Genomic DNA, 18,625 nt, shown 5'->3' with positions numbered 1-18,625 from the left:
CTAATGTTAACCCTCTGGAGCTGTTAGTGTCCTCATTGCCGGTCGCCGTCGTCCTTCCTGAACTGCTCGCTGCCTTGCAGGATGCCCCGCAGGTTTTACTTAACGCCCCTACGGGTGCCGGTAAGTCCACCTGGTTACCGCTGCACATCCTCAACGCAGGTATTATCAGCGGGAAGATTATCCTGCTGGAGCCGCGCAGACTGGCCGCACGCAACGTGGCACAGCGCCTGGCGGAACTGCTGAATGAAAAACCGGGCGAAACGGTGGGCTACCGTATGCGCGCCGAAACCTGCGTTGGCCCGTCTACACGGCTTGAAGTGGTGACCGAAGGGATCCTCACCCGTATGCTGCAAAACGATCCGGAACTGACCGGCATCGGGCTGGTGATACTGGATGAATTCCACGAGCGCAGCCTGCAGGCGGATCTGGCGCTGGCGCTGTTGCTGGATGTCCAGCAGGGGTTACGGGACGATCTTCGACTGCTCATCATGTCGGCCACGCTGGATAACGAGCGGCTACAGCAGACGTTACCGGATGCGCCGGTCATCACCTCCGAAGGGCGTGCGTTTCCGGTTGAGCGCCGCTATCAGCCCCTTCCTGCCCATCAGCGTTTCGATGAAGCGGTGGCTATCGCCACTGCCGACTTGCTGCGTCAGGAATCCGGTTCGCTGCTGCTGTTTTTGCCGGGCGTTGGCGAAATCCAGCGGGTGCAGGAGCAGCTTGCCGCCCGCGTGGGCAGCGACGTAATGCTCTGCCCACTCTACGGCGCACTGTCGTTGAGTGACCAGCGCAAGGCCATCCTTCCCGCGCCGACGGGGCAGCGTAAAGTGGTACTGGCCACCAATATTGCCGAAACCAGTTTGACCATTGAAGGCATTCGCCTGGTGGTGGACAGCGCCCAGGAGAGAGTAGCCAGTTTTGACCCGCGTACCGGGCTGACGAAACTGCTGACGCAACGCATCAGCCAGGCGTCAATGGTTCAGCGTGCTGGCCGCGCCGGGCGTCTTGAGCCTGGCATCTGTTTGCATCTCATCAGCCCAGAACAGGCCGAACGCGCGGCTGTGCAGAGCACGCCGGAAATTTTACAAAGCGATCTTTCGGGGCTGATCGTGGAACTGTTGCAGTGGGGCTGCCCCGATCCCGCGCAGTTGACCTGGCTCAATATCCCCCCGGCGGTAAACCTGGCGGCGGCGCGCGCCTTACTGACTCAGTTAGGCGCGCTGGACGGCGACAGGTTATCATCGTGCGGGCAGAAAATGGCCGCGCTGGGTAACGATCCCCGGCTGGCGGCGATGCTGGTGGCCGCGCAGGGCGATGATGAAATTGCCACGGCGGCAAAACTGGCGGCTATCCTTGAGGAGCCGCCTCGTGGTGCAAATTCTGATCTGGCCCAGGCCTTTTCGCGCAATCAGGGGAACTGGCAGCAGCGCGCGCAGCAACTCTGTAAACGGCTTAACAGCCGTGGTGGTACGCCGGACGCTGACAGCATTGCGCCCCTGCTGGCGCAGGCGTTTGCCGACAGGATCGCGCGTCGTCGCGGGCTGGATGGACGTTATCAACTGGCAAACGGCATGGGTGCTATGCTGGACAGCGATGACGCCCTGACGCGCCATGAATGGCTGATTGCGCCGCTCTTACTGCAGGGTAGCCACTCTCCTGATGCCCGTATTTTGCAGGCCGTGGCTGTGGATATTGATGCCCTCACGCGGGCGTGTCCGCAACTGCTTCAGCAGTCCGACATCGTTGAGTGGGATGATGTGCAGGGCACCCTGAAGGCATTTCGTCGTAGTCAGATAGGTAAACTGACCCTGGGGACGAAGCCGCTGGCAAAGCCGTCGGAAGAGGAGTTGCACCAGGCGATGCTGAACGGTATCCGGGAAAAAGGATTAGGTGTTCTGAACTGGACACCGGAGGCCGAGCAGTACCGTATTCGTCTGCACTGTGCCGCACGCTGGTTGCCGGAATATGACTGGCCGGCGGTGGATGATGACTCGTTACTTGCGTCGCTGGACACCTGGTTATTGCCGCAAATGAGTGGTGTACACTCGCTGCGGGCCCTGAAAGCGCTTGATGTTAAGGTGGCGTTACAGAATTTACTCGACTGGTCATTACGTCAACGTCTGGATAGTGAACTGCCTGGGCATTACACTGTGCCGACCGGCAGCCGGATTGCCATTCGTTATCACGAGGATAATCCACCGGCGCTGGCGGTGCGGATGCAGGAGATGTTTGGTGAGGCGACCACGCCGTCCATCGCCGAGGGGCGCGTGCCCGTGGTGCTTGAGCTGTTGTCACCTGCGCATCGCCCGCTGCAGATCACCCGCGATCTGGGCGCATTCTGGGCGGGGAGCTACCGTGAAGTGCAAAAAGAGATGAAAGGGCGTTATCCCAAACATGTCTGGCCGGACGATCCGGCGAATACGGCGCCGACACGGCGGACGAAGAAATATTCGTAAAAGGGGAGTGCGGCCTGATGCACTCACCCCGACCCTCTTCCACAGGGAGAGGGAGAAAAGCAATTTTGAGAGATTTCTTCTTTCACAGGTCAGTGGAAGAAATGAGAATCGGGCCTTTGCGCCTGAACGTTGCGGAGAAAAAGCATGGCGGGGAATGACCGCGAGCCAATTGGGCGTAAGGGAAAACCAACGCGTCCGGCGAAAGAAAAGGTGAGCCGTCGTCGCCTCAGAGATGAGGACTATGACGATGACTATGAAGACGAGTATGAGGATGAAGAACCGATGCCGCGTAAAGGAAAAGGCAAAGGGCGTAAGCCTCGGGGCAAACGCGGTTGGTTCTGGCTGCTGCTGAAGCTGTTCATTGTTTTTGTTGTGCTGATGGCGATCTACGGCGTTTATCTGGATCAGAAGATCCGCAGCCGTATCGACGGGAAAGTCTGGCAGTTGCCTGCGGCGGTGTATGGCCGCATGGTGAACCTTGAGCCCGACATGTCGATCAGTAAGAACGAGATGGTGAAACTGCTGGAAGCCACCCAGTATCGTCAGGTGTCGAAAATGACGCGTCCTGGCGAATTTACCGTGCAGGCGAAAACCATTGAGATGATCCGCCGTCCGTTCGATTTCCCGGACAGCAAAGAGGGGCAGGTGCGTGCGCGTCTGACCTTTGACGGCGATCGTCTGGAAACCATCGAGAACATGGATAACAACCGCCAGTTCGGTTTCTTCCGTCTCGATCCGCGACTGATCACTATGCTTTCATCAGCGAACGGCGAGCAGCGTCTGTTCGTGGCGCGTAACGGCTTCCCGGACCTGCTGGTGGACACCCTGCTGGCTACCGAAGACCGTCACTTCTATGAGCACGATGGTATCAGCCTCTACTCCATTGGCCGTGCGGTGTTGGCTAACCTGACTGCCGGACGTACCGTGCAGGGGGCGAGTACGCTTACCCAACAGCTGGTGAAGAACCTGTTCCTCTCCAGCGAGCGCTCTTACTGGCGTAAAGCCAACGAAGCGTACATGGCCGTGCTGATGGACGCGCGTTACAGCAAGGATCGTATCCTTGAGCTGTATATGAACGAGGTCTATCTCGGTCAGAGCGGTGATAACGAAATCCGCGGCTTCCCGCTGGCGAGCCTGTACTACTTTGGCCGCCCGGTGGAGGAGCTGAGCCTTGATCAGCAGGCGCTGCTGGTGGGCATGGTGAAAGGGGCGTCCATTTATAACCCATGGCGTAACCCGAAACTGGCGCTGGAACGTCGTAACCTGGTGCTGCGTCTGCTGCAACAACAGCAGGTGATTGACCAGGAGCTGTACGACATGCTGAGCGCACGTCCGCTTGGCGTGCAGCCGCGCGGCGGTGTGATCTCGCCTCAGCCTGCGTTTATGCAGCTGGTGCGTCAGGAGCTGCAGAGCAAGCTCGGTGATAAAGTGAAAGATCTCTCCGGCGTGAAGATCTTTACCACCTTTGACTCCGTGGCGCAGGATGCGGCAGAGAAAGCGGCCGTTGAGGGCATTCCGGCGCTGAAGAAACAGCGTAAGCTGAGCGATCTGGAAACCGCGATGGTGGTGGTTGACCGTAACACGGGTGAAGTTCGTGCGATGGTGGGCGGGGCTGAGCCGCAGTTTGCAGGCTACAACCGTGCTATGCAGGCGCGCCGTTCGATCGGTTCACTGGCGAAGCCCGCAACCTATCTCACTGCCCTGAGTCAGCCAAATCTGTATCGCCTGAATACCTGGATTGCCGATGCGCCGATCTCCCTGCGTCAGCCTAACGGCCAGGTCTGGTCACCGCAGAACGATGATAAACAGTTCAGCGGCCAGGTAATGCTGGTGGATGCGTTGACCCGCTCCATGAACGTGCCGACGGTAAACCTGGGGATGGCGCTGGGTCTGCCGGCGATTGTCGACACCTGGCAGAAACTGGGCGTCGCCAAAGATCAGCTGCACCCTGTACCAGCCATGATCCTGGGGGCGTTAAACCTGACGCCAATCGAAGTGGCACAGGCGTTCCAGACCATTGCCAGCGGCGGTAACCGTGCACCGCTGTCAGCCCTGCGTTCGGTGATCGCCGAAGATGGCTCCGTGCTGTACCAGAGCTTCCCACAGGCGGAACGTGCCGTTCCGGCGCAGGCAGCCTATATGACGCTGTGGACCATGCAGCAGGTTGTGCAACGTGGTACCGGCCGTCAACTGGGTGCGAAGTATCCGGGCCTGCATCTGGCGGGTAAAACCGGGACCACCAACAATAACGTCGATACCTGGTTTGCCGGTATTGATGGTCGTGAAGTGGTGATCACCTGGGTGGGCCGCGATAACAACCAGCCAACCAAACTGTATGGTGCGAGCGGGGCGATGTCGATTTACCAGCGTTATCTGGCGAATCAGTCGCCGGTGCCGCTGGATCTGGTTGCACCGGAAGATATCGTGGATATGGGCGTGGACAGTTCCGGAAACTTTGTCTGTGGCGGCGGTATGCGTACCTTGCCTGTCTGGACCACCAACCCGGACTCCCTGTGCCAGCAGAGCCAGCCAGAGCAGCCGACGGGCAACCCGTTCGACCAGTCTTCTCAGCCTCAGCAGCCGCAGCAGCAACAACAGCCGCAGCAGCAGAACGAGAAGAAAGACAGCGACGGTGTCGCGGGCTGGATTAAAGATATGTTCGGCGGTAACTAACTGTTCCAGATCCCCCCGAAAGGGGGGATTTTTTTACCCGTTTTCCCCATTTTATTAACCCTCGTTTTAATTCTGATTAACCCTTCGTTTTCTCCTGGTTATTTCTTAAACCCTTAATTCTCGTAGGGCCGCTTACTGCTTGCTATACGGCCAACGTTTCGCCTATTATGCTGCGGTCATAATAATAATTCTCGTTTACGTTATCATTCACTTTTCCATCAGAGATACACCATGGCGCTTTCCAATACTGCTCAGCCAATTAACACGTCGCTGCGTAAAATCGCAGTTGTCGTAGCCACAGCGGTTGCCGGCATGTCTGCTTATACCCATGCTGCCGAAACCCCGAAAAAAGAAGAAACCATCACTGTCACTGCCGCTCCGGCTGCACAGGAAAGTGCCTGGGGGCCTGCTGCTACCATCGCAGCAAGACAATCCGCGACCGGGACCAAAACGGACACCCCCATTCAAAAGGTACCGCAATCTATTTCAGTGGTAACAGCCGAAGAGATGGCACTGCATCAACCGCGCTCGGTTAAAGAAGCATTGAGTTACACCCCTGGCGTTGCGGTAGGCACCCGTGGTGCGTCAAACACCTATGACTACTTGATTATTCGCGGTTTTGCGGCCGATGGTCAGTCTCAAAATAACTACCTCGATGGCATGAAAATGCAGGGGAACTTCTATAACGACGCCGTTATTGATCCTTATATGCTGGAGCGCGCCGAGATCATGCGCGGTCCGGTTTCCGTTCTGTACGGCAAAAGCAGCCCTGGCGGTTTGCTGAACATGGTCAGTAAGCGCCCAACAACCGATCCCCTGAAAGAGATCAAGTTCAAAGTGGGCACGGATAGCCTGTTCCAGACCGGGTTTGACTTTAGCGATGCGATTGACGACGACGGTGTTTATTCTTATCGCTTAACGGGGGTTGCGCGTTCAAATAACGCTCAGCAGGAGCGTGCGAAAGAGCAGCGTTATGCTATCGCGCCATCTTTCTCATGGCGTCCGGATGATAAAACCACATTTACATTCCTCTCTTATTTTCAGAACGAGCCTGAAACAGGTTACTACGGCTGGTTGCCAAAAGAGGGGACAGTGGAGCCGCTGCCAAACGGCGAGCGTTTGCCGACTAACTTTAATGAAGGGGCGAAGAATAATACCTATTCCCGGAACCAGAAAATGGTGGGGTATAGCTTCGACCACGAATTTAACGATACCTTCACCGTGCGTCAGAATTTGCGCTTTGCCGAGAACAAAACTTCGCAAAACAGCGTTTACGGCTATGGCGTCTGCACCGATCCGGCAAATGTTGGTAACAAACAGTGTGCGGCGCTTGCGCCTGCTGATAAAGGCCATTATCTGGCGCGTAAATACGTTGTCGATAATGAAAAATTGCAGAACTTCACCGTTGATACCCAGTTGCAAAGCAAATTCTCTACCGGCGAGGTGGACCACATACTGCTGACTGGCGTTGACTTTATGCGTATGCGGAATGACATCAATTCCTGGTTTGGTTATGACGATTCTGTTCCGCTGCTGGATCTCTATAATCCTGTGAACAGCGATTTTGATTTCGGTTCAAAAGATCCGGCTAATTCAGGTCCTTATCAAATCCTTAATCGCCAGAAACAGACGGGTCTGTATGTTCAGGATCAGGCGCAGTGGGATAAAGTGCTGGTAACCTTGGGCGGTCGTTATGACTGGGCCGATCAGGAGTCCTATAACCGTGTGACCAATACCACCTCCAAACGTGATGATACCCAGTTCACCTGGCGTGGCGGTGTTAACTACCTGTTTGATAACGGTGTAACTCCTTACTTTAGCTACAGCGAATCGTTTGAACCGGCTTCGCAGACTGATGCACAGGGTAAACTGTTCTCGCCATCTAAAGGCAAGCAATACGAAGCGGGCGTGAAATACGTACCGAGCGATCGTCCGATCGTTGTCACCGGTGCGTTGTACCAGCTGACCAAAACTAACAACCTGATGGCGGACCCGGCGGGTTCTTTCTTCTCGGTTGAAGGTGGTGAAATCCGTGCCCGTGGCGTAGAGCTGGAAGCGAAAGCTGCCCTCTCTGCGAGCGTTAACGTTGTTGGCTCCTATACCTACACCGATGCGGAATACACGACAGATACTAACTACAAAGGCAACACACCAGCCCAGGTGCCGAAACACATGGCATCCGTATGGGGTGATTACACAATGTATGATGGCCCGCTGTCTGGTCTGACGCTGGGCACCGGCGTGCGTTATACGGGCTCAAGCTATGGTGATCCGGCTAACTCCTTCAAAGTGGGCAGCTACACCGTCGTTGATGCGCTGGTCAGGTACGATCTGGCACGCGTTGGCATGGCGGGGTCAAACGTGGCGCTGCATGTGAACAATCTGTTCGATCGTGAGTATGTTGCCAGCTGCTTTAACACCTACGGTTGCTTCTGGGGTGCTGAGCGTCAGGTTGTGGCCACCGCGACCTTCCGCTTCTAATCTCTCTTCGGGCACGGTTCGCCGTGCCCTTTTTATTTAAGTTGGCTGATATGCAGGATAATAAAACGCACTCCGACACCACTTTTACGCTCAATCAACTCTCCTTTCGTGTTCCCGGGCGCACCTTGCTGCACCCGCTCTCGTTGACGTTCCCCGCAGGTAAGGTTACCGGCCTGATTGGTCATAATGGTTCCGGTAAATCGACGTTACTGAAAATGCTGGGCCGTCATCAGCCGCCTTCAGAAGGGGATATTTTGCTGGATGAACAGCCTCTGGAGAGCTGGAGCAGTAAAGCCTTTGCGCGCAAAGTCGCCTATCTGCCGCAGCAACTGCCCCAGGCGGAAGGGATGACGGTGCGTGAGCTGGTGGCGATCGGGCGTTATCCGTGGCATGGCGCGCTCGGGCGCTTCGGTGTCGCCGACAGAGAGAAAGTGGAAGAGGCGATTGCGCTGGTGGGATTAAAGCCGCTGGCGCACCGTCTGGTCGACAGCCTTTCCGGGGGTGAACGTCAGCGCGCATGGATTGCGATGCTGGTCGCGCAGGACAGCCGCTGTCTGCTGCTCGACGAACCGACTTCCGCACTGGATATCGCTCATCAGGTTGATGTGCTTGCGCTGGTGCATCGCCTGAGCCAGCAGCGTGGCCTGACGGTTATCGCGGTCCTGCACGATATCAACATGGCGGCGCGTTACTGTGATTATCTTGTCGCACTTCGCGGCGGGGAGATGATTGCCCAGGGGACACCGTCGGAACTGATGCGAAGTGAAACCCTGGAACACATTTATGGTATTCCCATGGGGATCCTGCCTCATCCTGGTGGGGCTGCTCCGGTGAGCTTTGTTTACTGATGCTGAATTCTACTTTGTTGAGCCGCCGCCGCCTGCTGACGGCCATGGCACTTTCACCGCTGCTGTTAAAGATGAACCTCGCGCGGGCAGCGGCTGCCGTCGATCCGCATCGTATTGTGGCGCTGGAGTGGTTGCCTGTTGAACTGATGATGGCACTGGGCGTCACGCCGTATGGTGTCGCCGATATTCCCAACTACAGGCTGTGGGTGAACGAGCCGGCGCTGCCCGATTCGGTCATTGATATTGGTCTGCGAACGGAGCCTAACCTTGAGCTGCTGACGCAGATGAAGCCGTCATTTCTGTTCTGGTCTGCGGGGTATGGCCCCTCAGAAGAGACAATGGCGCGTATTGCGCCTGGGCGGGGGTTCTCCTTCAGTGACGGAAAAAAACCGCTCACGATGGCGAAAAACTCCATCAACGAGATGGCGCATTTCCTCAATCGTGAGGCGGAAGCCAAACAACATCTCGCTGAGTTTGATGCTCTTATTGACTCCCTGAAGCCGCGTTTTGCCCATCGCGGAGACCGCCCGCTGCTGATGGTAACGCTGCTGGATGCGCGCCATATGCTGGTGTTCGGTAAAAACTGCCTTTTCCAGGAAGTGCTCGATAGTTTTGGTATTCGTAATGCCTGGGAAGGGGAGATGACCTTCTGGGGCAGCACCGCCGTCGGTATCGACCGTCTGGCGGCGTTCCGCGATGTGGACGTGCTGTGCTTCGATCACGGCAACGAGCGTGAAATGCAGGCGCTGATGGCGACACCGCTGTGGCAGGCGATGCCGTTCGTGCGTGAGCAACGCTTTATGCGTGCACCGGCGGTCTGGTTCTACGGCGCGACGCTGTCGGCCATGCACTTCGCCCGGGTGCTGGATAACGCGCTGGGGGGAAAAGCATGAGTACGCGTATTGCCCGTTTCCCGGCGCTGTTGCTGGCTCTGATTTTCCTGACCGCGCTGGCGTTGACCTGGTTTAACCTCTCGACCGCCTTACCGCGGGGGCAGTGGGGCGCGGCCCTGGCTACGCCGGATATCGATAATATTCAGCAAATGCTGTTCCACTACAGCCTGCTGCCGCGTCTGGCGATTTCGCTGCTGGTCGGGGGCGGGCTAGGGCTGGTGGGCGTCCTGTTCCAGCAGGTTTTGCGTAACCCGCTGGCCGAGCCTACAACGCTTGGCGTCGCGACCGGTGCCCAGCTTGGGATCACGGTGACCACGCTGTGGGCACTGTCTGGCGCGTTAACCTCGCAGTTTGCCGCGCTTGCAGGCGCGTGCGTGGTAGGCGCGCTGGTCTTCGGCGTGGCCTGGGGGAAACGTCTCTCGCCCGTGACGCTGATCCTCGCAGGGCTGGTGGTGAGCCTCTACTGTGGTGCAATCAACCAACTGCTGGTGCTGTTCCATCACGATCAGCTGCAAAGCATGTTCCTGTGGAGTACTGGTACGCTGACCCAGACCGACTGGAGCATTGTGCAGCGTCTGTGGCCGCAGCTCGTTGGCGGCGCCATGTTGACGCTGCTGCTGTTACGTCCGCTGACGCTGATGGGGCTGGATGACGGCGTAGCCCGCAATCTGGGGCTGGCGCTCTCCCTGGCGCGTCTGGCGGCGCTGACGCTGGCGATTGTCCTCAGCGCATTGCTGGTTAATGCGGTTGGGATTATCGGCTTTATCGGACTGTTTGCCCCGCTGCTGGCAAAAATGCTCGGTGCGCGTCGCCTGCTGGCGCGACTGCTGCTGGCCCCGCTGATTGGGGCGCTGATCCTCTGGCTTTCCGATCAAATCATTCTCTGGCTGGCGCGTGTCTGGATGGAAGTCTCTACCGGGTCGGTAACGGCACTGGTTGGCGCGCCGCTGTTGCTGTGGCTGTTGCCACGCCTGCGCAGTATGAGTGCTCCCGCGATGGACGCGGGGGATAAAGTTTATGCTGAGCGTCAGTCGGTGCTGTGGTTCAGCCTGGCCGGTCTGGCGGTGTTGATCATCGTCTCGTTTGTCGCGCTTGCTTTCGGGCGCGATGCGGTGGGCTGGCACTGGGCAACGGGCGATTTGCTCCAGGAACTGCTGCAGTGGCGCTGGCCGCGTATCCTCTCGGCGTTGATTGCCGGGGTAATGCTGGCGGTCGCGGGCTGTATTATCCAGCGCCTGACCGGCAACCCGATGGCCAGCCCGGAAGTGCTGGGTATCAGTTCGGGAGCCGCGTTTGGCGTGGTGCTGATGCTGTTCCTGGTGCCGGGAAATGCCTTTGGCTGGCTGATGCCTGCCGGGAGCATCGGGGCGGCAGTGACGCTGATGATCATCCTGATTGCCTCCGGGCGCGGCGGGTTTTCGCCTCACCGGATGCTGCTGGCCGGGATGGCGCTCAGCACCGCCTTTACCATGCTGCTGATGATGCTGCAGGCGAGCGGCGATCCGCGGATGGCGAAGATCCTGACCTGGATCTCCGGCTCAACGTACAACGCCACCGGCAGTCAGGTGGTGCATTCCGGGATCGTGATGATCGTGCTGCTGGCGATTGTGCCGCTGTGCCGCCGCTGGATGACGATCCTGCCGCTGGGGGGCGAAACCGCACGTGCGGTCGGCATGGCGTTAACGCCAACGCGCGTCGCGCTGTTACTGCTGGCGGCGTGCCTGACGGCCACAGCCACCATGACCATTGGCCCACTGAGTTTTGTCGGGTTGATGGCGCCGCATATCGCCAGAATGATGGGATTCCGCAGGACGATGCCGCATATCGTGATGTCTGCCCTGACGGGCGGGGTGATGCTGGTAGTGGCGGACTGGTGCGGAAGAATGGTGCTGTTCCCGTATCAGATCCCGGCAGGTCTGCTATCGACATTTATTGGCGCGCCGTATTTTATTTATCTGTTGAGAAAGCAGAGTCGGTAATAAAAGTAAACGTCAATCCTAAGATTGACGTTTTAGGGTTTGCTCCCTCTCCCTGTGGGAGAGGGCCGGGGTGAGGGCGTCACGCCGCACGTGCTTACAACTTCGCAAACACCTTACGCGCCGCGTCGATGGTGTTATTGATATCCTCTTCGCTGTGCGCCACGGACATAAAGCCGGCTTCAAATGCTGACGGCGCCAGGTAGACGCCTTCTTCCAGCATCAGGTGGAAGAAACGCTTGAAGCGGTCAACGTCGCACTTCACCACGTCCTGATAGCTTGTCACGGTTTGGGCTTCCGTGAAGAAGATCCCGAACATCCCGCCCACGTGGTTCACCACCAGCGGAATACCCGCCTCTTCAGCCGCTTCCAGCAGACCATTTGCCAGCTGCGTCGTGCGATCAGTCAGGGTTTCATGGATGCCCGGCTGGGAGACTTCTGTCAGGCAGGCGAAGCCCGCCGCCATGGCAATCGGGTTACCGGAGAGCGTACCCGCCTGGTAAACCGGCCCCGTTGGTGCCAGGGCTTCCATCACATCCTTGCGCCCCCCGAATGCGCCCACCGGCATACCGCCGCCGATGATTTTGCCGAGACAGGTCAGATCCGGCTCAACGCCGTAATAAGACTGGGCACCCGCCAGCGCGACGCGGAAACCGGTCATCACTTCGTCGATAATCAGCAGCGCGCCAAACTCATCGCACAGGGCGCGCAGGCCCGGCAGGAAATCGGGCTGCGGTGGAATGCAGTTCATGTTGCCCGCAACCGGTTCAACGATGATGCAGGCGATCTCCTGTGGATACTGCTCGAATGCCGCACGAACGGTGTTCAGATCGTTATAAGTGCAGGTCAGGGTGTGTTTCGCGAAATCAGCCGGTACGCCCGGGGAATTTGGCTGGCCAAGGGTCAGTGCGCCGGAGCCCGCTTTCACCAGCAGGCAGTCCGCATGGCCGTGGTAGCAGCCTTCAAACTTGATGATTTTGTCGCGACCGGTAAAGCCGCGCGCCAGACGGATAGCGCTCATGGTGGCTTCGGTACCGGAGTTCACCATACGCACCATATCCATAGTTGGCACCAGCTCGGTCACCAGCTCCGCCATTTTGACTTCCATCTCGGTAGGCGCGCCAAAGCTCAGGCCGCGCTGGGCCGCTTCAATCACTGCATTACGGATGGCGGGGTGGTTGTGACCCAGTACCATCGGGCCCCAGGAGCCGACGTAATCGATATAGGCCTTGCCGTCGACATCAAACAGGTACGCGCCATCAGCACGTTCAATAAACAGCGGCGTTCCGCCTACGCCGGTAAAGGCGCGAACAGGCGAGTTCACGCCGCCCGGGATAAGCTCGCGGGCTGCACTGTAGAGGTTTTCAGACTTGCTCATGGCGTCGTTCCTGGTTCGTATAAAATGATTAAGCACACTATTCTAAGTGATCCGCGAAAGGTAATGAAATTTTTGCCCCTTTCATTGCTAAACAATTTTTAAGTATTTTTCACGGGACGACGTGACGCACTCTGGTAAAATCCCTGTGGCGATTTGTATGACGAAAAGAAACGGTAATGAAAGCAGACTCACCTTCTTTTGAAGAACAACAGTTCCGACGCGCGCAACACCGGATCAGCATCCGGCGCTTGCTCAATCGCGATAAGACACCGCTGGCAATTTTACTGGCCGCCGCTGTAGTAGGGACGCTCGCCGGGCTGGCGGGGGTTGCCTTTGAAAAGGCGGTCAATGCGGTGCTGAACTGGCGTATTGGTACGGTGGCCGGTTTCGCCGACAAAGGAGGGCTGGTCTGGGTCTGGGCGTTCGGGTTGTCCGCGCTATTTGCCATGGTGGGCTACTTTCTGGTGCGTAAATTTGCGCCGGAAGCGGGCGGTTCCGGGATCCCTGAAATTGAAGGCGCGCTGGAAGAGCTGCGTCCGGTGCGCTGGTGGCGCGTCATCCCGGTGAAGTTTATCGGCGGCATGGGAACGCTTGGTGCGGGTATGGTGCTGGGTCGAGAGGGGCCCACCGTGCAGTTGGGCGGGAACGTCGGGCGCATGGTGGGGGATCTGTTCAGGATGCGCAGCGCGGAAGCGCGCCATACGCTGCTGGCCACAGGCGCCGCAGCGGGGCTTTCGGCGGCGTTTAACGCACCGCTGGCGGGGATCCTGTTTATCATCGAAGAGATGCGCGCCCAGTTCCGCTATAACCTTATCTCGATCAAAGCGGTCTTTACCGGTGTGATCATGTCGAGCATTGTGTTTCGCATTTTCAATGGCGAAAGCCCGGTGATCGAAGTGGGCAAACTGACCAATGCGCCAGTGAACACGCTGTGGCTGTACCTGATCCTGGGCATGATATTCGGTGTTGTCGGCCCGCTGTTTAACACCTTTATCCTGCGTGCGCAGGATATGTTCCAGCGCATCCATGGCGGGAATACCACGAAATGGGTGTTGATGGGCGGCGTGCTGGGGGGCTTGTGTGGCGTACTGGGGTTCATTGAGCCGAACGCCGCGGGCGGCGGGTTCGGGCTGATCCCGATTGCGGCCGCAGGCAACTTCAGCGTGGGTCTGCTTCTGTTTATGTTTGTTTCTCGCGTCATCACGACGGTGCTCTGTTTTTCCTCCGGTGCGCCGGGTGGTATTTTTGCCCCGATGCTGGCGCTGGGGACGTTGCTTGGCACAGCCTTTGGCATGGCGGCTGCGGCCGGTTTTCCGGCATATCATCTGGAGGCCGGTACGTTTGCCGTTGCCGGAATGGGGGCGCTGCTGGCGGCCTCCCTGCGCGCGCCGCTGACCGGCATCGTGCTGGTGCTGGAGATGACAGACAATTACCAGCTCATTTTGCCAATGATCATTACCTGTCTCGGCGCGACACTATTAGCCCAATTCCTGGGTGGAAAACCGCTATACTCCACCATTCTTGCTCGCACCCTGGCGAAGCAAGAGGCAGAACGGGCCGCAATGCAGAATACTTGAATGAATTACCAGGGTATTAGATAATGACAAAAAGAATTGGGTGAATTTTACCCAATTGCAGTAGCAGTATTCATGGGAGCATAAGATGAGTGATGACGTAGCGTTGCCGCTGGAGTTTACCGAAGCAGCAGCCAACAAAGTGAAAACCCTGATTGCCGACGAAGACAATCCGGATCTGAAACTGCGTGTCTATATTACCGGTGGCGGCTGCAGCGGCTTCCAGTATGGTTTTACCTTTGACGACCAGGTTAACGACGGCGATATGACTATCGAGAAACAGGGCGTCGCGCTGGTGGTTGATCCGATGAGCCTGCAATATCTGGTGGGCGGTTCGGTGGATTACACCGAAGGTCTGGAAGGTTCGCGCTTTGTGGTGACTAACCCAAATGCCACCAGCACCTGCGGGTGTGGGTCTTCGTTCAGTATTTAAGAGGGGCGGGCTGATGCCCTCACGCCGGCCCTCTCCCACAGGGAGAGGGAGAAAAGATTAAAAACGGTAACCTTGCGGTTACCGTTTTGCGTTTATCTTCCATTCTCATCCAATGCGAACGTCGGCAATTTAAGATGCCAGCGTATCGCCGCTAAACGTATCGCCAGCGTCACCACCATCCCCAGCATGGCTGAATTTTCCAGCGGGATCGCAAAGGTATAGTACGCCGTGGCGTGTACAATCCCGCCAATAATGCAGGCCGTAGCATAGATTTCGGTACGCAGGATCATCGGCACTTCTCGTGCCAGAATATCGCGAATAATCCCGCCGCCTACGCCAGTCAGCACGCCCATGCAGATGGCAACCATGGGCCCTGTCCCTGCATTAAAGGCTTTATTCACCCCAATGCCGACAAACACAGCCAGACCGACGGCATCCAGCACCGGGAGGATCCATTTCGGTAAGCGGCGGGGCTGGCGAACCAGCACGATAGTTAACAGGCAGGTGACCATCGCCACCACCAGATCGGTAGGATCTTTCACCCAAAACACCGGGCCATTATCCAGCGCCATATCACGGATCGTTCCACCACCAACGGCAGTTACCACGCCAAGCACCAGCACGCCAAACGGATCCATGCGCAGTTTTCCGGCGAGTAAAACGCCGGAGATAGCAAAAACGGCTGTGCCAAGAATATCCAGCCAATAAACGAGCATCGTTAAATCCTCGAAGGGGGTCTTATGTTAATGACTCTCGGCCAGTGCGGCACAGAGTTGTTTTGCGGCGAGGATAATACGCGGGCTGGCGCGTTCAAACCAGTCGCTGGTGAGGGGGAGCACCGGAATTTTTAGCTGGCTTTGCCAGAATTGTTCAATTTTAGGAATCTCGCTCGCATTTCCGACCACAACGATAGCCTGCGGTCTGCGAGCCAGAACCTGTTCCCGGCTGACCTGAGGCCACGGTATCCGGCTGGCCGCAAAGATATTTTCTCCGCCGCAGACTTCCAGGACCTGATTCTGAATAGAGCCTTTCCCGGTGGTGAACAGCGGCTGGCTGCCAAACTGCAAAAAGATGCGCTTTTTAACGGGGGTATCGTATTTTGCTTTGAGTGCCGCATAGTCGCTGAGCAGTTGTTTTGCCGCATCCTCGGCTTTGGCCGGGGTTGGACTATAGGGAGCCAGAGATCGTAACGCCTGAGCGACCTGCTCAATGCTCACGGCATCCACCCACATGACCTTGATCCCAAGCGACGTAAGCTGGTTAACCTGCCGCTCGGCGTTACCGCCACGCCAGGCGAGTACGAGATCGGGCTTAAGCGCCACGATGCGTTCAATGTTCATCCCTTGCCAGGTCGCGACCTGTTCAATACGCGTGGCCTGGGGTGGATAATCAGAAAAGCTGCTCACGCCAACGGGGGTGATCCCGGCGGCAAACGCCAGTTCGGTGTTAGCGGGGGAGAGGGTTATCACACGCGGCGCGGCGCAGAGCCAGGCCGGTGCGAGCAGAAGCAGGGCGACCAGCGCCCTGACGGCATGTTTAGCCACGAGCCAGTTTCTGCACAAGGCTCTCCACCATCACGGTGGACTGTTTTGCCGCGACAACCAGGAATTCGTCGAAGCTGATATGAGACTGCTGATCGGCCACGTCAGAGATGGCACGAACCACCACGAACGGGACGTTGAAGTTATGACAGACGTGAGCAATCGCGGTCGCTTCCATCTCAACGGCGATTGCCTGTGGGAAGTTGTGACGGATTTTTGCCAGGCCGACGGAGCCATTGATGAAGGCATCACCGCTTACAATCAGGCCGCGTACGGCGTTGAGGTTCAGCTCAGCAATGCACTCTTCTGCCGCCGCAACCAGCTTATCGTCGGCCTTAAAGCCGGCCGGGCAACCTGGAAGCTGACCGTATTCGTAGCCGAATGCGGTAACGTCTGCATCGTGGTAACGCGCTTCATCGGAGACGACGATATCACCCACTTTCAGGGTCGGTGCCAGACCGCCCGCAGAGCCGGTGTTAACGATCACGTCTGGCTTGCAGCGCTCAAGCAACAGCGTTGCGCCCAGCGCAGCAGCAACCTTACCGATGCCTGATTTCAGCAGAGCCACGTCAACACCGTTCAGTTGACCGGTATAGATCTCACAACCCCCCAGAGAGAGTGTCTGACGGTTCTCAATTTTGTCACGCAGCAGCGTAACTTCTTCTTCCATTGCACCAATAATGCCGATTTTCATAGATTTACTCGCGATGTGCCTTGTTAAGATGCATAGTCTATCATGCGCTTAAGGGGAAACGCATTCTCACGCGGGGGAGCACATGTCACAGATCGATTTTCGCACCAAAATTAACTGGCACCGACGTTTCCGTTCGCCGCAGGGGGAAAAGAGCGAACATGAGATCCTGCGTATCTTCGAAAGCGATCGCGGGCGGATCATTAATTCGCCTGCCATCCGTCGTCTGCAGCAAAAGACCCAGGTGTTTCCGCTTGAGCGTAATGCGGCAGTGCGCACGCGCTTAACCCACTCAATGGAAGTTCAGCAGGTGGGGCGCTACATTGCCAAAGAGATTTTAAGCCGCCTCAAAGAGCAGCGCTTGCTGGAAACCTATGGTCTGGATGAGTTGACCGGGCCCTTTGAGAGCATTGTTGAGATGGCCTGCCTGATGCATGACATCGGCAACCCGCCGTTTGGCCATTTCGGCGAGGCGGCGATCAACGACTGGTTCAGGCAGCGACTCTTCCCGTCAGATGCCGTCAGCCAGCCGCTCAGTGATGACCGCTGCGTGGTCCGGGATTTACGCCTGCGTGAAGGCGAAGAAGCGCTGAACGATCTGCGTCGTAAAGTGCGTCAGGATCTCTGTCACTTTGAAGGCAATGCACAGGGGATCCGGCTGGTGCACTCCCTGATGCGCATGAACCTGACCTGGGCACAGGTGGGATGCATCCTCAAATATACCCGTCCCGCCTGGTGGATGGGGGAAACGCCCGCTTCGCACAGTTATCTGATGAAAAAGCCGGGCTATTATCTCTCTGAAGAAGCCTATATTGAGCGGCTACGTAAAGAACTTTCATTGACTGCAAATGGCCGCTTCCCGTTAACGTGGATAATGGAAGCCGCCGATGACATCTCCTATTGTGTTGCCGACCTGGAAGACGCCGTTGAGAAAAGAATATTCAGCGTCGAGGAGTTGTATCAGCATCTTTATGATGCGTGGGGGAAACATGAAAAAGGTTCGCTGTTTGCGCAGGTCGTCGAAAATGCCTGGGAAAAATCGCGCGCAAATACATTAAGCCGCAGTACGGAAGATCAGTTCTTTATGTATTTGCGGGTCAATACATTAAATAAACTGGTGCCTTACGCCGCCTCGCGTTTTATTGACAATTTGCCGATGATTTTTAGCGGGGAATTTAATCATGCGTTGCTGGAGGATGACAGCAGCTTTAGTCAGTTGCTTGAGTTATATAAACATGTCGCAATGCGCCATGTCTTTAGCCACCCTGATGTTGAACAGTTAGAGCTGCAGGGATACCGGGTTATCAGCGGCTTACTGGAAATCTATCGACCCCTGCTGCAATTATCGGTCGATGAATTTAGCGAGCTGGTGGAACACGAGCGCGTGCGACGAATACCGATTGAGTCCCGGCTTTATCAGAAACTTTCTACCCGTCATCGTCTGGCTTATGTTGAAGCCATCGGCAAACTGGATCGCCACGCTCCTCAATGGCCGGTGCTCGAATATTATTATCGCTGTCGTCTCATCCAGGACTATATCAGCGGGATGACCGATCTGTATGCCTGGGACGAGTACCGCAAGCTGATGGCTGTGGAATAACCGGTGAGTTTTGTAAAGACGACCAATAAATTTTTACTTTTTCCATAAACTTATCGCCGGAACTAAGCGGTATAAAACGAA

General features: G+C 56.9%; 13 protein-coding genes. 9 read left to right on the top strand and 4 right to left on the bottom strand.

Annotation, left to right across the window (positions count from 1 at the left end):
• Positions 1 to 26: 26 nt before the first annotated feature.
• The 6 genes from hrpB (at position 27) to fhuB (ending at position 11,330) form a co-directional block, all read left to right on the top strand.
• A complete protein-coding gene (gene hrpB, locus ACTJJI_RS10090) occupies positions 27 to 2,456 on the top strand; it encodes an ATP-dependent helicase HrpB (RefSeq protein WP_440653914.1) in 2,430 nt (809 codons plus the stop codon).
• 144 nt (positions 2,457 to 2,600) lie between these two features.
• Complete coding sequence (mrcB, locus tag ACTJJI_RS10085) at positions 2,601 to 5,129, top strand: bifunctional glycosyl transferase/transpeptidase (protein ID WP_014830697.1); 2,529 nt, start codon at positions 2,601 to 2,603, stop codon at positions 5,127 to 5,129.
• Positions 5,130 to 5,360: 231 nt separating this feature from the next.
• Positions 5,361 to 7,610, top strand: coding sequence for a ferrichrome porin FhuA (gene fhuA, locus ACTJJI_RS10080; RefSeq protein ID WP_440653912.1), 2,250 nt, complete (start codon positions 5,361 to 5,363; stop codon positions 7,608 to 7,610).
• Between the two features lie 50 nt (positions 7,611 to 7,660).
• Entirely contained in the window at positions 7,661 to 8,458 is a 798-nt protein-coding gene (gene fhuC, locus ACTJJI_RS10075) for a Fe3+-hydroxamate ABC transporter ATP-binding protein FhuC (protein WP_014830699.1), read from the top strand.
• On the top strand, positions 8,458 to 9,351 hold the full coding sequence (fhuD, locus tag ACTJJI_RS10070; RefSeq protein ID WP_440653910.1) for a Fe(3+)-hydroxamate ABC transporter substrate-binding protein FhuD: 894 nt from the start codon (positions 8,458 to 8,460) through the stop codon (positions 9,349 to 9,351). Before fhuC ends, fhuD begins: the two co-directional genes overlap by 1 nt.
• Positions 9,348 to 11,330, top strand: a complete 1,983-nt coding sequence (gene fhuB, locus ACTJJI_RS10065) for a Fe(3+)-hydroxamate ABC transporter permease FhuB (protein WP_440653908.1) — start codon at positions 9,348 to 9,350, stop codon at positions 11,328 to 11,330. The genes fhuD and fhuB overlap by 4 nt, the downstream gene beginning before the upstream one ends.
• A gap of 94 nt (positions 11,331 to 11,424) precedes the next feature.
• Here the strand turns inward: fhuB and hemL are convergent, their stop codons facing one another.
• Positions 11,425 to 12,705: a glutamate-1-semialdehyde 2,1-aminomutase gene (hemL, locus tag ACTJJI_RS10060; RefSeq protein ID WP_014830702.1), complete on the bottom strand. Its 1,281-nt coding sequence runs from the start codon at positions 12,703 to 12,705 to the stop codon at positions 11,425 to 11,427.
• A gap of 176 nt (positions 12,706 to 12,881) precedes the next feature.
• On the opposite strand from hemL, the gene clcA reads away from it, so the two are divergent.
• Both clcA and erpA read left to right on the top strand, forming a co-directional pair.
• Positions 12,882 to 14,282: a H(+)/Cl(-) exchange transporter ClcA gene (gene clcA / locus ACTJJI_RS10055; protein WP_050859451.1), complete on the top strand. Its 1,401-nt coding sequence runs from the start codon at positions 12,882 to 12,884 to the stop codon at positions 14,280 to 14,282.
• An 85-nt stretch (positions 14,283 to 14,367) separates the two neighbouring features.
• Positions 14,368 to 14,712, top strand: coding sequence for an iron-sulfur cluster insertion protein ErpA (gene erpA / locus ACTJJI_RS10050; protein WP_013095643.1), 345 nt, complete (start codon positions 14,368 to 14,370; stop codon positions 14,710 to 14,712).
• A gap of 92 nt (positions 14,713 to 14,804) precedes the next feature.
• Here the strand turns inward: erpA and ACTJJI_RS10045 are convergent, their stop codons facing one another.
• Genes ACTJJI_RS10045 through mtnN form a run of 3 tightly spaced genes read right to left on the bottom strand, consistent with a single transcriptional unit; the run spans position 14,805 to position 16,947 of the window.
• On the bottom strand, positions 14,805 to 15,428 hold the full coding sequence (locus ACTJJI_RS10045) for a TRIC cation channel family protein (RefSeq protein ID WP_013095644.1): 624 nt from the start codon (positions 15,426 to 15,428) through the stop codon (positions 14,805 to 14,807).
• A 27-nt stretch (positions 15,429 to 15,455) separates the two neighbouring features.
• Positions 15,456 to 16,256 carry a vitamin B12 ABC transporter substrate-binding protein BtuF gene (btuF, locus tag ACTJJI_RS10040; protein ID WP_440653905.1) on the bottom strand — a complete coding sequence of 267 codons (801 nt, stop codon included), beginning with the start codon at positions 16,254 to 16,256 and terminating at the stop codon, positions 15,456 to 15,458.
• Positions 16,249 to 16,947, bottom strand: coding sequence for a 5'-methylthioadenosine/S-adenosylhomocysteine nucleosidase (gene mtnN / locus ACTJJI_RS10035; protein WP_013095646.1), 699 nt, complete (start codon positions 16,945 to 16,947; stop codon positions 16,249 to 16,251). The genes btuF and mtnN overlap by 8 nt, the downstream gene beginning before the upstream one ends.
• Before the next feature lie 82 nt (positions 16,948 to 17,029).
• On the opposite strand from mtnN, the gene dgt reads away from it, so the two are divergent.
• Positions 17,030 to 18,544 (top strand): dGTPase, encoded by a 1,515-nt coding sequence (gene dgt / locus ACTJJI_RS10030; RefSeq protein WP_014830705.1) that lies wholly within the window; start codon positions 17,030 to 17,032, stop codon positions 18,542 to 18,544.
• The last annotated feature ends 81 nt before the right edge of the window (positions 18,545 to 18,625 follow it).

The sequence above is a fragment of the Enterobacter sp. 22466 genome, assembly GCF_052044775.1.
Classification (GTDB): domain Bacteria; phylum Pseudomonadota; class Gammaproteobacteria; order Enterobacterales; family Enterobacteriaceae; genus Enterobacter; species Enterobacter dissolvens.
This window is presented reverse-complemented; position numbering and strand designations above follow the sequence as displayed.